At 41.4% G+C, this 14,341-nt stretch carries 12 protein-coding genes; all 12 read left to right on the top strand.

Going from position 1 to position 14,341, the window contains the following annotated elements:
- Positions 1-92: 92 nt before the first annotated feature.
- Positions 93-1,100, top strand: coding sequence for a catabolite repressor/activator (gene cra, locus C0T34_RS04840; RefSeq protein ID WP_098942180.1), 1,008 nt, complete (start codon positions 93-95; stop codon positions 1,098-1,100).
- A gap of 684 nt (positions 1,101-1,784) precedes the next feature.
- Positions 1,785-2,243 (top strand): division/cell wall cluster transcriptional repressor MraZ, encoded by a 459-nt coding sequence (mraZ, locus tag C0T34_RS04835; RefSeq protein WP_075670769.1) that lies wholly within the window; start codon positions 1,785-1,787, stop codon positions 2,241-2,243.
- Positions 2,244-2,246: 3 nt separating this feature from the next.
- Positions 2,247-3,194 carry a 16S rRNA (cytosine(1402)-N(4))-methyltransferase RsmH gene (rsmH, locus tag C0T34_RS04830; RefSeq protein ID WP_098942181.1) on the top strand — a complete coding sequence of 316 codons (948 nt, stop codon included), beginning with the start codon at positions 2,247-2,249 and terminating at the stop codon, positions 3,192-3,194.
- A complete protein-coding gene (gene ftsL, locus C0T34_RS04825; protein WP_023581490.1) occupies positions 3,195-3,512 on the top strand; it encodes a cell division protein FtsL in 318 nt (105 codons plus the stop codon).
- Positions 3,513-3,523: 11 nt separating this feature from the next.
- A complete protein-coding gene (gene ftsI, locus C0T34_RS04820; RefSeq protein ID WP_098942182.1) occupies positions 3,524-5,320 on the top strand; it encodes a peptidoglycan glycosyltransferase FtsI in 1,797 nt (598 codons plus the stop codon).
- Positions 5,307-6,794 carry a UDP-N-acetylmuramoyl-L-alanyl-D-glutamate--2,6-diaminopimelate ligase gene (murE, locus tag C0T34_RS04815; RefSeq protein WP_109849768.1) on the top strand — a complete coding sequence of 496 codons (1,488 nt, stop codon included), beginning with the start codon at positions 5,307-5,309 and terminating at the stop codon, positions 6,792-6,794. Before ftsI ends, murE begins: the two co-directional genes overlap by 14 nt.
- The gene (gene murF / locus C0T34_RS04810; RefSeq protein WP_109849767.1) at positions 6,791-8,173 is read left to right on the top strand and encodes a UDP-N-acetylmuramoyl-tripeptide--D-alanyl-D-alanine ligase; all 1,383 of its coding nucleotides are present in this window, start codon (positions 6,791-6,793) and stop codon (positions 8,171-8,173) included. The genes murE and murF overlap by 4 nt, the downstream gene beginning before the upstream one ends.
- Positions 8,167-9,249 (top strand): phospho-N-acetylmuramoyl-pentapeptide-transferase, encoded by a 1,083-nt coding sequence (gene mraY, locus C0T34_RS04805; RefSeq protein WP_023581493.1) that lies wholly within the window; start codon positions 8,167-8,169, stop codon positions 9,247-9,249. The genes murF and mraY overlap by 7 nt, the downstream gene beginning before the upstream one ends.
- Position 9,250: 1 nt before the next feature.
- Positions 9,251-10,561, top strand: coding sequence for a UDP-N-acetylmuramoyl-L-alanine--D-glutamate ligase (murD, locus tag C0T34_RS04800; protein ID WP_098942185.1), 1,311 nt, complete (start codon positions 9,251-9,253; stop codon positions 10,559-10,561).
- Positions 10,561-11,754, top strand: a complete 1,194-nt coding sequence (gene ftsW, locus C0T34_RS04795; RefSeq protein ID WP_098942186.1) for a cell division protein FtsW — start codon at positions 10,561-10,563, stop codon at positions 11,752-11,754. Before murD ends, ftsW begins: the two co-directional genes overlap by 1 nt.
- On the top strand, positions 11,751-12,833 hold the full coding sequence (murG, locus tag C0T34_RS04790) for an undecaprenyldiphospho-muramoylpentapeptide beta-N-acetylglucosaminyltransferase (protein ID WP_109849766.1): 1,083 nt from the start codon (positions 11,751-11,753) through the stop codon (positions 12,831-12,833). Before ftsW ends, murG begins: the two co-directional genes overlap by 4 nt.
- Positions 12,834-12,874: 41 nt before the next feature.
- On the top strand, positions 12,875-14,338 hold the full coding sequence (gene murC, locus C0T34_RS04785; RefSeq protein WP_098942188.1) for a UDP-N-acetylmuramate--L-alanine ligase: 1,464 nt from the start codon (positions 12,875-12,877) through the stop codon (positions 14,336-14,338).
- Positions 14,339-14,341 lie beyond the last annotated feature (3 nt).

The following is a 14,341-nucleotide window of genomic DNA, read 5'->3' as shown; positions in this document are numbered from 1 at the left end:
TTGTGTTAAAATGCAAAATCAGATCAGCATGATGACTGAAATTCATAGCAATATGTAATAAATAACACATTTAATAATTAAAAGAGGCTAATGTGAAACTGGATGAAATCGCCCGCTTGGCTGGTGTTTCACGAACAACAGCAAGTTATGTCATTAATGGTAAAGCGAAACAGTACCGTGTAAGTGACAAGACTGTTGAAAAAGTGATGGCGGTGGTCAGAGAGCATAATTACCACCCGAACGCTGTTGCCGCGGGATTACGTGCTGGTCGTACGCGTTCTATTGGTTTGGTTATTCCTGATTTGGAAAATACCAGTTATACCAGGATCGCAAATTACCTTGAACGACAAGCACGTCAACGCGGTTATCAATTATTGATTGCCTGTTCAGAAGACCAACCAGACAACGAAATTCGTTGTGTTGAGCACTTACTGCAACGTCAAGTTGATGCCATTATTGTTTCAACAGCATTGCCACCAGAGCACCCTTTCTATCAGCGTTGGGCTAATCGCTCATTACCGATTATTGCATTAGACCGAGCATTAGAAAGTGAGCATTTTATCAGTGTTGTTGGTGATGACTTAGAAGATGCCAAAATGTTGGCAACAGAACTAAAAGCATTTCCTTCGCAATCTGTACTCTATTTAGGCGCACTTCCTGAGCTCTCTGTGAGTTTTTTACGTGAACAAGGTTTTCGTAATGTATGGAAAGATGATCCTAGAGAAGTTACCTACCTATATGCAAATAGCTATGAACGAGAAGCTGCTGCGACTGCTTTTTCTGAATGGTTAAATAATAATCCAATGCCTGATGCATTATTCACGACTTCTTTTGCTTTATTACAAGGGGTTATGGATGTGACATTACAACGTAGTGGTCGTTTACCAACACAATTGGTTATTGCGACTTTCGGTGATCATGAGTTATTGGATTTCCTTGAGTGTCCCGTTTTATCTGTCGCTCAACGACATCGTGATATTGCAGAGCGTGTGTTAGAGCTTGTTCTTGCAAGTCTTGAAGAAGAACAAAAACCACAAGCGGGTATTACACGTATTCGTCGTGATTTATGCCGTCGAGGCAGTTTGGGACGTGCACGTTAATTGATATCACTCTGTTGGTAATTATCTGCATTTATACTCATCCCTGTTTTATTAAATTAAAACGGGGATGTTTTATTTGATTTAAGAATGTCGAATAGCTTAGAGAATATTAAATTTGAGATTAATCTTAAGCCTTTTTTTACTATTTCTCTCATTTTACTAAGTTAATAGATTAAATTTTGATATATCCATAAGTGATATTGCTTAAATTTAATAAGTAATTAATTTTATTTTGGGAAGCTTAAGAAAAAAATAAATAACTATCCTCATGATATTGAATTATTTTTTTTTGTCTTGCTATTTTTATTTATATAAAAGCAACCCCAAATTATTATGTTGGCTAAAGGTAAATGAACTGCAATAAATTAGTTTTTTATAATAAAAATCATGATTTACTGATTATGATTTCTTTATCTGTTTTTCCTCCTTGTAATCGTTATAAATAATTACTTTTCGTGATTAAAAATAGAATTGGAAAAATAATCTCTATTAATCATAGTGTTAATGTTTTCCTTTTCCTTTTTGTCGATAATTTAAACATTTCGGTGTGCCTATCAAATTACTGTAAATATAAATAAAGCTTCCTATATCTGGCTTGACAACGTTTTCATACCATCCGTAAACTCTATTTGTGGGGATTTGTGGGATAATGTGGTGTAAATTACAAAGCTGAGGGTAATGAGGATGTTTCGTGGAGCAACACTCGTTAATCTTGACAGCAAAGGGCGAATAACAGTTCCTTCCCGTTATCGAACAACGCTGAGTGAGATTTCTGAAGGTCAAATGGTTTGTACCATTGATCTCAATCAGCCATGTTTATTGCTTTATACCCTTCCAGAATGGGAAAAGATTGAGTTAAAATTAGCGGCTTTGTCCTCCATGAACCCTGCGGAACGTCGAGTTCAACGTTTGTTATTAGGCCACGCCAGCGAATGCCAAATGGATAGCGCAGGACGTCTTTTGTTAGCTAGCACGCTAAGACAGCATGCAGGGCTAACAAAAGAGGTCATGTTAGTTGGTCAATTCAATAAATTTGAATTGTGGGATGAACAGGTCTGGTACAAACAGATCGAAAAAGACATTGTAGCCGAGCAAACCTCACAGGAACCGTTATCGACACGACTATTGGATTTATCACTTTAAATAATGACAACAAATAATTTTAGTCATACCAGTGTATTACTGGATGAAGCAGTGAATGGCCTGAATATTAAACCTTCAGGTATCTATATCGACGGAACATTTGGTCGCGGAGGTCACTCTCGTCTAATTTTATCGCAATTGGGTGAACAAGGTCGCTTGATAGCGATAGACAGAGATCCGCAAGCCATCGCAGTTGCTAATGAAATTGATGATGCTCGATTTTCTATTGTTCATGGGCCTTTTTCAAATATTGAACAGTATGTTAATGAGCTCGATTTAGCTGGAAAAATTGACGGCGTATTATTGGATTTAGGTGTTTCTTCTCCTCAACTTGATGATCCTGAACGTGGTTTCTCATTTATGCGTGATGGGCCTCTTGATATGCGTATGGACCCAACATCAGGGCAATCAGCTGCACAATGGCTGATGACAGCAGAAGAAGACGATATTACATGGGTATTGAAAACATTTGGTGAAGAACGCTTTGCTAAACGTATTGCTCGCGCCATTGTTGCTCGTAACAAAACAGAAGAGCCTTTGACTCGAACCAAGCAATTGGCGGATTTAATTAGCGATGCAAGCCCAGTAAAAGAGCGACATAAGCACCCAGCAACACGCAGTTTTCAGGCAATTCGCATCTATATCAATAGCGAGTTAGATGAAATTGAAAAAGCACTAAAAGGTGCCGTTTCTGTTTTAGCACCAGAAGGGCGTTTGTCGGTAATTAGTTTCCATTCGTTGGAAGACCGATTAGTGAAGCGTTTTATTAGAGATGAGAGCAAAGGGCCTGTTGTCCCTGCTGGTATTCCTCTCACTGAAGCGCAGATAAAAGAGTTAGGAAGTGCTCGCTTATCGAGTATTCACAAGATGAAACCGACTGGCGTGGAAGTTGAAGAAAATCCACGCGCACGAAGCTCTGTATTGCGTGTAGCACAACGTATTGAGGAATAAATGTCTACTGAACGACACTCACTACCGGGAGTTATAGGGCAGGATTTACTGCGTCACGGCAAATTACCTGTATGTTTACTAATTGCTGTGATTATTTCTGCGGTGTATGTCGTGACGACAGCACATAAGACACGTTTATTGACAGCAGAGAAAGAGCGCTTAGTGCTGGAAAAAAACGTATTGGAGATCGAATGGCGCAATCTCATTCTTGAAGAAAATGCTCTAGCAGACCATAGCCGAGTAGAGCGTTTTTCAAGTGATAGTTTGGGCATGATCCATGTCGACCCAACAAAAGAGAACATCGTGGTTACTAAATAATTAAGGCAAGTATGAAATTTTCACGTTCGGCAAAAGCGAAAGCAAAGACAAAGTCAAATGCCAAACTACGCAAGCCTGAAGAAAAAACAGGATTTGTGAGTTGGCGTTTTGCGTTGCTTTGCGGTGGTATTGGTATCGCTTTAGCCGCGCTATTAATCCGTGTTGCCTATTTACAGGTTATTAATCCCGATCCCCTTATTCGTGAAGGGGATATGCGTTCTCTACGTGTGCAAAAAGTACCAACGGCAAGAGGCATGATCAGCGATAGAATGGGGCGACCTCTTGCTGTCAGTGTGCCTGTTTATGCTATTTGGGCTGATCCTAAAGTTGTATTAGATGCAAATCCTGATATGACGGACTCTCGTTGGTTAGCACTTGCTGATGCACTGAAAATGCCAGTGAATCAAATTGAGCAAAAAATTGTCACAACGCCTTCTGCTCGCTTTATCTATTTGGCTCGCCAAGTGAATCCTGAAATTAGTGATTACATTAGCAAACTAAAAATCACTGGGATTAATATGCGTCAAGAATCAAAACGCTATTATCCGTCAGGTGAAGTCACAGCTCACATCATCGGCGTAACAAATATTGATGGTGATGGCATTGAAGGTGTTGAAAAAAGCTTTAATCAGTGGCTGACAGGTGCTCCCGGTGAGCGTGTTGTTCGCAAAGATGGTTTTAACCGAGTTATCGAGAACATCGCTCAAACAGATAGCCAAGCTGCTCATAATCTGATGTTGAGCATTGATGAACGTTTACAATCTGTGGTTTATCGTGAATTAACTAATGCGGTTATTAAGAATAAAGCAGAGTCAGGAACTGCTGTTTTAGTTGATGTAAATACCGGTGAAGTGTTGGCGATGGCAAACAGCCCATCGTATAACCCAAATAATTTAACAGGTACACCTAAAGACGCGATGCGCAATCGTGCTATCACCGATATTTTTGAACCAGGTTCTACCGTAAAACCAATGGTTGTGATGAGTGCACTTCACAATCATATCATTAAAGAAAATAGTGTTATTAATACTGTTCCTTATCGTATTAGCGGGCATCAAATAAAGGATGTGGCGTTATATCATGAGCTTTCGATAACAGGAATATTACAGAAATCGAGTAACGTTGGTGTTTCAAGACTGGCGTTAGCGATGCCTGCATCTGAACTTGTGGATGTTTATTCACGATTTGGATTCGGGAAGCCAACTAACTTGGGGCTAGTTGGCGAAAGTAGTGGCATATTTCCAATAAAAAAACAACGGTGGTCCGATCTTGAAAGGGCCACCTTCTCATTCGGATATGGGCTAATGGTAACGCCGTTACAGTTAGCGCGTGTCTACGCAACGATTGGTAGTTTTGGTATTTATCGTCCTCTCTCTATTACGAAAGTTGATCCTCCTGTACCAGGAACACGAGTCTTCCCAGAATCTGTGATGAAAACTGTCGTGCATATGATGGAAAGCGTAGCATTGCCCGGTGGCGGTGGTGTGAGTGCGGCAATTAAAGGTTATCGTGTTGCGATTAAAACAGGGACAGCGAAAAAAGTAGGGCCTGACGGAAAATATATCAATCAATATATCTCTTATGCGGCGGGTGTTGCACCTGCAAGTCGTCCTCGCTTTGCGTTGGTTGTGATAATCAATGAACCTAAAGCAGGTAAGTACTATGGGGGCGCAGTATCCGCACCGGTGTTTGGCACAATTATGGGCGCAGTTTTACGCACAATGAACGTAGAACCTGATGCATTGACGCCAGACGATAAAAGTGAATTTGTAATTAAAAAAGAAGAGGATACAAGTGGCCGATCCTAACTTAAGTGACCTATTAGGGGCACTCGGGATACAAGCACCGTCATTGATGCTCAAAGACATGACACTCGACAGCCGAAAAGCGGCGAGCGGTGATCTTTTTATCGCCATTAAAGGTCATGAAACTGATGGTAGACGCTATATTCCTCAAGCAATTGCTCAAGGTGTTTCTGCGGTATTAGCGGAAGCGCAAGATGTTGCAACGCATGGTGAAATCCGTGAAAGTCACGGTATTCCAGTTATTTATATTAATAATCTTAATGCAGAGTTATCAAAATTAGCTGGGCATTTTTATCATCAGCCTGCGGAAAAACTGAAACTGATTGGTGTTACTGGGACTAACGGAAAAACGACAACAACACAATTGTTAGCACAGTGGGCACAAGGTTTGGGTGAAACCAGTGCTGTGATGGGAACAGTAGGTAACGGGCTTTTAGGTCATGTTGTTCCTGCGATGAACACCACAGGATCAGCGGTTGATATTCAATTAGAGTTACAACAATTATTAAATCAAGGCGCGACATTAACGGCTATGGAAGTTTCTTCTCATGGTTTAGTTCAAGGTCGTGTCAGTGCGTTGCCTTTTGTGGCGAGTATATTTACGAATTTAAGCCGAGATCATCTTGATTATCATGGTGATATGGCAAATTACGAAGAAGCAAAATGGTTACTGTTTTCCACGCATCAAAGTGGTGAGAAAATCATCAATGCAGACGATGCTGTTGGTCTAAAATGGCTGTCTCGTTTACCTGATGCTGTTGCATTAACAATGGAAAATAAATTGCCACAAAATTGGCAAGGCCGTTTTGTTAAAACAACCCATATTAATTATCACGACGCAGGCGCAACCATTCACTTTAGTTCTAGCTGGGGTGATGGTGAAATTGAAAGCCCACTAATGGGTGCTTTTAATGTCAGTAACCTCTTGTGTGCTTTAGCGACATTATTGGCATTAGGATACCCATTAAGTGCTGTGATTAATGCTTCATCTGCACTCACACCTGTTTGTGGTCGCATGGAAGTGTTTAGCGCGGATAATCGTCCTACAGTTATTGTCGATTATGCTCATACTCCAGATGCTTTAGAGAAGGCACTTCAAGCTGCTCGTTTACACTGCACAGGTAAACTTTGGTGTGTATTTGGTTGTGGCGGAGATAGAGATAAAGGTAAGCGCCCACTAATGGGTGCGATCGCAGAAGAGCTGGCTGATAAAGTTGTCATCACTGATGACAACCCGCGTAGCGAAGAGCCTCAAGCGATTATCCAAGATATTCTTTCAGGTTTAATGGATCCGGGGCGTGCGATTGCTATTGAAGGCCGTGCTGAAGCAGTCACTAACGTGATTATGCAAGCAGATGCCAATGATATGATTTTAGTCGCAGGTAAAGGGCATGAAGATTATCAGTTGGTTGGCTCTCGTCGCCTTGATTATTCAGATAGATTAACCGTTGCTCGGTTATTGGGGGTGATGGCATGATCCCTCTATCTTTAGAAAATATTGCACAAGTTACCAAAGGCACATTGAGTCATATCGCTCAAAGCCAAGTGGATCAACTTATCATCAAATCGATTTCAACGGATAGCCGTAAAATTGATGGAGATTGTCTGTTTATTGCATTAGCGGGTGAGCGTTTTGATGCTCATGATTTTATTGCTGATGTAAAAGAAAAGGGCGCTGTCGCAGTTTTAGTTAATCGTGAGATTGATGTTGATTGCCCGCAAATCATTGTGAAAGATACCCATCTCGCAATGGGGGAAATAGCAGCACATATTCGCTCGCTAAGTCATGCTAAGATTGTTGCGCTGACAGGCTCTTCTGGAAAAACTTCCGTTAAAGAGATGACCGCTTCTATTTTGCGTCACTGCGGTGAAACCTTATATACGCATGGCAATTTAAATAACGATATTGGCGTACCTTTAACGCTTTTTCGTTTAACACCTGAACACCGTTTTGCAGTTATCGAATTGGGTGCAAACCATATCGGTGAAATCGCCTATACCGTAAATATGGTAAAACCAGATGCTGCATTGGTAAACAACCTCTTTTCTGCACATATTGAAGGTTTCGGCTCACTGGAAGGTATTGCTCAAGCTAAAGGCGAAATCTTTTCGCACTTAAAAGAGCAAGGTACAGCCATTATTAATCTTGATAGTAATGACTTACCTCTGTGGCAACATCATTTAAATGCGCGCCAAACACAATGGTCGTTCTCTTTATCCGCACAAAGCGACGCAGATTTTTATCCGACGGATATCGTTGTTAAGCAATTCATTACAAATTTCACCTTACACACACCAGAAGGTTGTGTTGATGTCACTCTTCCATTGCCGGGACGTCATAATATTGCGAATGCTTTAGCTGCAAGTGCACTTGCACTATCTGCTGGGGCAACGCTTGAAGATATTCGCCTTGGTTTATCGACATTAAAAGCGGTACCGGGAAGACTGTATCCTGTTGAGTTAACTTCAGGAAAGATGGTGTTAGATGACACTTACAATGCGAACGATGGTTCGATGATTGCGGGCTTACAAGTGCTCTCTCAATTACCGGGATATAAAATTTTTGTCGCTGGGGATATGGCTGAATTAGGTAAAGATTCAGAAAAATGCCACCGCGATGTTGGTCGTTTTGCTCACAGTGCTGGTATTGATAGTGTCTTCACTGTTGGGCATTACAGTCATTTTATTAGTGATGAAAATCAAGGTGGTCAGCATTTTGCATTTAAAGCCGACTTACTTGCTCAATTAATTCCATTATTACAGCAGCATGATGTTGTTTCAGTTTTAGTAAAAGGTTCACGAAGCTCCGCGATGGAAGATATCGTGAACGCATTAAAGGAGTGCTTTGAATGTTAGTTTGGCTAGCCGAATATTTGGTTAAATACCATACATTTTTTAATGTGTTTTCTTATCTGACATTCAGGGCGATTGTTGGTTTATTGACGGCATTAATTATTGCTTTGTGGATGGGGCCTCATCTCATCGCATGGTTACAAAAAATGCAAATTGGACAAGTGGTTCGTAGTGAAGGACCTGAGTCGCACTTTAGTAAACGTGGTACACCAACAATGGGCGGGATTATGATCCTGTTCTCTATCTCCATCTCTACACTGTTATGGGCAAGATTAGATAACCCTTACGTTTGGTGTGTATTGCTGGTTTTAATTGGCTACGGCGTAATTGGGTTTGTTGATGATTATCGCAAAGTTGTTCGTAAAGATACCAAAGGCTTAATCGCACGTTGGAAATATTTCTGGCAATCCGTATTAGCACTTGTTGTGGCATTTAGTATGTATGCCATTGGCAAAGATACGCCAGCAACACAGTTAGTCGTTCCATTCTTTAAAGATGTCATGCCTCAATTAGGCATGCTTTATATTTTATTGGCTTATTTCGTCATTGTGGGAACAAGTAACGCCGTTAACTTAACGGATGGTTTAGATGGTTTAGCCATTATGCCAACTGTTTTTGTTGCCGCTGGTTTTGCATTAGTTGCGTGGGCGACAGGTAACGTTAATTTTGCAAGCTACTTAAAAATTCCTTACTTGATGCATGCGGGTGAATTAGTGATTGTCTGTACCGCTATCGTTGGTGCGGGCTTAGGCTTCCTTTGGTTTAATACTTACCCAGCTCAAGTATTTATGGGTGATGTAGGTTCTCTTGCATTAGGTGGTGCATTAGGAACGATTGCGGTGTTATTACGCCAAGAATTCTTATTAGTCATTATGGGGGGGGTGTTTGTAGTTGAAACACTCTCCGTTATTTTACAAGTCGGCTCATTTAAGTTGCGTGGTCAACGTATTTTCCGTATGGCTCCAATTCATCACCATTATGAATTAAAAGGCTGGCCTGAACCTCGTGTTATTGTTCGCTTCTGGATCATCTCACTGATGTTAGTGCTTATTGGTCTGGCGACATTAAAGGTACGTTAAGATGGCAAATTATCAGGGAAAAAAAGTGGTTGTTGTTGGGCTTGGAATTACAGGCCTTTCCTGCGTTGACTTTTTTATCCGCCAAGGTGTTACACCTAAGGTTATTGATACACGCCAAAAACCAGGAGGCTTAGATAAGCTTCCTGCTGACGTCGAATATCATACAGGTAGTTTTCATCAAGCATGGCTCAACGATGCTGATTTAATTATCTCAAGCCCAGGTATTGCACTTTCAACACCTGAGCTTGTTGAAGCGGCAAATCATGGTGTTGAAATTGTTGGTGATATCGAACTGTTTTGCCGTGAAGCCAAAGCACCTATTGTCGCGATTACTGGCTCTAACGGTAAAAGCACTGTGACAACGCTAGTGGGTGAAATGGCAAGCGCGGATGGTATTCGCGTTGGGGTTGGTGGCAATATTGGCGTTCCAGCTCTGACCTTATTAACGGAGCCTCATGATTTATATGTATTAGAACTATCAAGCTTTCAGTTGGAAACGACTTATAGCTTACAAGCCTCGGCTGCAACGGTATTAAATATTAGCGAAGATCATATGAATCGCTATCCGTTGGGATTAGAGCAATACCGTGAAGCAAAACTGCGTATCTACGATAATGCTAAAACCTGCGTTTATAACGAAGATGATGCATTAACGTTACCTTTAGCAGGTAAAGATAATCGTTGTGTTAGTTTTGGTGTTGGGCAAGGTGATTACCAGCTTGATAACACAAATCGCATTTTAAAAGTGAAAGGTGAGAAAGTCCTTTCAATGGCTGAGATGTATCTGTCAGGACAACATAACTATACTAATGCATTAGCGGCATTAGCACTTGCTGACGCAGTGGGTATTTCTCGTAAAGCAGCAACTGAGGTACTGAAAACGTATCACGGTCTTGCTCATCGTTTTCAATTAGTTTATTCACATCAAAATGTACGTTGGATAAATGACTCGAAAGCGACCAATGTGGGAAGCACCGAAGCGGCATTACGAGGGCTTGAAGTTGAAGGTACATTACACCTTTTATTAGGTGGTGACGGGAAATCGGCTGACTTCTCTTCTTTATTGCCTTATATCAGCGGTGACAATATTCGTCTGTACTGTTTTGGACAAGATGGACAAGCATTGGCAAATCTACGACCCGATGTCTCTTTATTAACAGTGACAATGGAAGAAGCCATGCGAGCCTTAGCACCGACTGTAAAATCAGGAGATATGGTGTTGCTCTCTCCTGCATGTGCAAGCTTAGATCAGTTTAAATGTTTTGAGCAGCGTGGTGATGAATTTGCACGTTTAGCAAGGGAGCTTGGCTGATGAGCATATTCGCAATACGAAGATTAAAACAGTGGCTAGTGGGCAGTTATCAAACTGAGAATACGGCATTTGTGCCGTATGATCGCACTTTGCTCTGGTTTACTTTCGGATTAGCGGTTGTCGGCTTTGTTATGGTGACATCGGCTTCAATGCCGGTAGGTCAACGTCTTGCAGAAGATCCTTTCTTATTTGCGAAACGTGATGGTATCTATATCGTTGTCGCATTTTGTATTGCGTTAGTCACCATGCGTATTCCTATGGCAATTTGGCAACGTTATAGCAGCTTAATGCTATTTGGATCGATACTCCTTTTATTGGTGGTATTAGGTGTCGGAAGTTCGGTTAATGGGGCTTCACGCTGGATTGCTGTGGGGCCATTAAATTTCCAGCCTGCTGAATTATCAAAACTTGCACTGTTTTGTTATCTATCGAGTTATTTAGTTCGAAAAGTTGAAGAAGTAAGAAACAACTTTTGGGGTTTCTGTAAGCCGATGGGTGTGATGTTAATACTGGCTGTTTTATTGTTATTACAGCCAGACTTAGGAACGGTTGTGGTTTTATTCGTAACAACATTAGCGTTGTTATTTTTAGCGGGTGCTAAAATTTGGCAATTCTTAGCTATTATCGGCTCAGGAATTGCGGCTGTTGTTATGTTGATTATCGTTGAACCTTACCGTGTTCGACGTATTACTTCTTTCTTAGAGCCTTGGGAAGATCCATTTGGTAGCGGTTATCAACTTACACAATCTCTAATGGCTTTTGGCCGTGGGGATTTACTAGGACAAGGTTTAGGAAATTCAGTACAAAAATTAGAATATTTACCTGAAGCGCATACCGACTTTATTTTCTCTATTCTTGCTGAAGAACTTGGTTATATCGGTGTGGTTTTGGTGCTTTTAATGGTATTCTTCATCGCTTTTCGTGCGATGCAAATTGGGCGACGTGCACTGATCCTCGATCAACGTTTCTCAGGTTTTTTAGCTTGCTCTATCGGGATATGGTTTACATTCCAATCATTGGTCAATGTAGGCGCAGCAGCAGGCATGTTGCCAACAAAGGGATTAACCCTTCCTCTTATTAGTTACGGTGGTTCGAGCTTGATTATTATGTCAACTGCCATCGTGATGTTATTACGAATTGATTATGAAACACGTCTAGCACAAGCTCAGGCGTTTGTAAGGAGCCCGAAATGAGCGAGCGTAGACGCCGTTTAATGGTTATGGCTGGTGGTACTGGGGGGCATGTATTCCCGGGACTGGCTGTTGCTCATTATCTACAATCCCAAGGTTGGGAAATCCGATGGTTAGGAACGGCGGACAGAATGGAAGCCGATTTAGTACCTAAACATGGTATCGAAATTGAATTTATTCGTATTTCAGGCTTACGTGGCAAAGGGATTAAAGCGTTAATCACAGCACCTATTCGTATTATTAAAGCGATTTTCCAAGCTCATGCCATTATGAAGCGCTATCAGCCAGATGCTGTACTTGGTATGGGTGGCTATGTTTCAGGTCCGGGGGGTGTTGCTGCTTGGATGTGTGGGATACCTGTTATTTTGCATGAGCAAAATGGTATCGCTGGATTAACCAATCGTTGGTTATCTAAAATTGCGAAGCGTGTATTGCAGGCTTTTCCGGGGGCATTTCCTAAAGCACCTGTTGTAGGAAATCCTGTTCGTGAAGATGTATTGGCACTTGAAGCACCTTCAGTACGATTAAAAGAGAGAACAGGGCCTGTCCGTGTACTGATTATTGGTGGTAGCCAAGGCGCTAGAATTTTAAATCACACCTTACCTGTAGTTGCAGGTTTGCTAGGTGAACATGTTACAATCTGGCATCAAGCAGGAAAAGGTGGCGAAAGTGATACAAAAACACGCTATCAGAACGAATTAGCAAAAAATTCAGTTAAATCTGAATATAAAGTTACTGAATTTATTGATGATATAGCGCAAGCTTACCAATGGGCCGATGTTGTGGTGTGTCGTTCAGGCGCATTAACAGTCAGTGAAATTGCCGCAGCGGGATTACCCGCTATTTTTGTTCCTTTCCAGCACAAAGATAGACAGCAATATTGGAATGCACTACCGCTAGAAAAAGCGGGTGCCGCGCGAATTATCGAGCAAAATGATTTAACTCCAGAAGTCATTGCACAAACCCTGAAAAATTGGGATAGAGAAACTTTGTTAGCGATGGCAGAGAAAGCAAAAAGTGTTGCGATTACGGATGCCACAGAGCGCGTAGCAAATGTGATAATCGAAGTGGCAAAAAAATAAACGTAACTTGTAACCATTAACTTAGAGTGAAGAAGTAAATAGTGAATACACAACAACTGGCAAAATTAAGATCGTTTGTGCCTGAAATGAGAAAAGTTAAGCATATTCACTTTATCGGCATCGGTGGTGCGGGTATGGGTGGAATTGCTGAAGTGCTGGCTAACGAAGGTTATGAAATCAGCGGTTCTGATTTAGCACCAAATGTAGTCACACAACAGCTCGTTGCCTTAGGCGCAACAGTCTATTTTAATCATCGCCCTGAAAATATTCGTGGCGCAAGTGTTGTTGTGGTTTCGACAGCAATCAGTGCTGAAAATCCTGAGATTATTGCAGCGAGAGAAGCGCGTATTCCTGTTATTCGTCGTGCTGAAATGCTGGCTGAATTAATGCGTTATCGTCATGGTGTTGCGATTGCCGGAACACATGGTAAAACCACGACAACAGCGATGATTTCAAATATTTATGCGCAAGCGGGTTTGGATCCTACGTTTGTTAATGGTGGGCTTGTTAAGTCGGCAGGCACCCATGCTCGTTTAGGGTGCAGTCGTTATTTAATTGCTGAAGCTGATGAAAGTGATGCATCATTTTTACATTTACAACCAATGGTTGCTGTTGTTACGAATATCGAAGCAGACCATATGGACACATATCACGGTAATTTTGACAATCTAAAAGAGACATTTATTACCTTTTTGCACAATTTACCATTCTATGGTCGTGCTGTGATGTGTCTGGATGACGATGTGATCCGTTCGATTATTCCTAAAGTGGGTCGTTACATTACGACTTATGGCTTTAGTGAAGATGCGGATGTTCGTATTACGCATTATGAACAAAAAGGTGCTCAGGGCTTTTTCACTATTTCTCGTGAAGGTATGCCAGATTTACAAGTTGTCTTAAACGCACCTGGTCGCCATAACGCATTGAATGCGACGGCAGCGGTTGCTGTAGCCACAGAAGAAGGTATTGCTGACGAACATATTTTAGCCGCATTACTTAACTTCCAAGGTACTGGACGTCGTTTCGACTTCTTAGGTAACTATGGTCTTGAGCATGTTAATGGCCAAGAAGGTGAAGTCATGCTAGTGGATGATTATGGTCATCATCCAACAGAAGTTGATGCAACGATTAAAGCAGCGAGAGCAGGATGGCCAGACAAACGTCTAGTGATGATTTTCCAACCTCATCGCTATACACGTACTCGTGATTTATATGAAGACTTTGCCACTGTTCTCAATCAAGTTGATATTTTATTATTAACAGATGTTTATTCTGCTGGGGAAGCGCCTATTGCTGGTGCCGACAGTCGCTCACTTTGTCGAACAATTCGCCAACGTGGGAAGCTAGATCCTATCTGGGTTTCTGATGTGGCTAAAATTTCATCAATATTAGCGGGTGTATTAACAGATAATGATCTTGTTTTAGTTCAAGGTGCTGGAAATATTGGTAAAATAGCGCGTCGCTTAGCAGATACGAAATTACAGCCATCATTCAGCGAGGATTAAGGC

Origin of the sequence: Proteus sp. CA142267 (genome assembly GCF_003336825.1) — a bacterium.
Taxonomy (GTDB): Bacteria; Pseudomonadota; Gammaproteobacteria; order Enterobacterales; family Enterobacteriaceae; genus Proteus; species Proteus terrae.
This window is presented reverse-complemented; position numbering and strand designations above follow the sequence as displayed.